This is a genomic window from Shewanella sp. 11B5, from assembly GCF_002836795.1.
GTDB lineage: Bacteria > Pseudomonadota > Gammaproteobacteria > Enterobacterales > Shewanellaceae > Shewanella > Shewanella frigidimarina.
On record NZ_PJAP01000002.1, the window covers coordinates 1 to 1,014 of the forward strand.

Sequence of the window (1,014 nt, forward strand, 5' to 3'; positions counted from 1 at the left end):
TAGGGGCGGGGTCTTATGGCACCGCCCTTGCTATTTCTTTAGCCAGCAACGGCCATAAGACATTGCTTTGGGGTCATGATCCTAAAAGCATGCAAGTGTTAGCGGAAAGCCGCAGTAATGAACGTTTTTTGCCTGGCATTCAGTTTCCTGATTGTTTATCCATCGAAGCTGATTTAGGCAAAGCCTTAGCCGCTAGCAAGAATATTTTGGTTGTTGTACCAAGCCATGTATTTGGTGACGTGCTTAAGCAAGCAAAACCATTATTGCGTGACGACGCACGTATTGTGTGGGCGACCAAGGGCTTAGAGCCTGAAACTGGCCGTTTATTACAAGATGTTGCTCGTGAGCAATTAGGTGAACATTATCCACTCGCTGTGTTGTCTGGGCCTACGTTTGCCAAAGAATTAGCCGCTGGTTTACCTACCGCTATTTCGGTTGCGGGTACATGCCCACAGTTTACCCATGACTTGGTCGAATTGCTTCATAGTCCAAAACGCTTGCGTGTATACGCAAATGACGACTTTATCGGCATACAATTAGGCGGAGCGGTTAAAAACGTGATTGCCATTGGTGCAGGTATGTCCGACGGTATTGGTTTTGGTGCAAATGCACGCACCGCACTCATTACTCGTGGTTTAGTGGAACTGAGTCGCTTAGGTGAAGCTATCGGCGCCGATGCATCTACTTTTATCGGTATGGCTGGTTTAGGTGACTTGGTACTAACCTGTACCGATAATCAGTCGCGTAACCGTCGTTTTGGCTTGGCTTTAGGTCAAGGCAAAGACGTGATCACCGCCCAAGAAGAAATCGGTCAAGTAGTCGAAGGTTACCGAAACACTAAAGAAGTGTTTACCTTAGCCAAACGCCTAGGGGTAGAAATGCCGATCACCGAGCAAATTTACCAAGTGTTATACCAAGGTAAAGCACCCGTTGAAGCTGCAAAAGAGTTACTCAGTCGAGACAAAAAATCTGAAACACTGAAGAAATAGTGCAACAGAGCGGCTAAGTTAACCG

General features: G+C 46.7%; 1 protein-coding gene. It reads left to right on the forward strand.

The window, feature by feature from the left end; all coding sequences use genetic code 11:
• On the forward strand, window positions 1–989 hold a 989-nt coding region (gene gpsA, locus CXF78_RS00035; protein ID WP_102035642.1), incomplete at its 5' end, for an NAD(P)H-dependent glycerol-3-phosphate dehydrogenase.
• Window positions 990–1,014 lie beyond the last annotated feature (25 nt).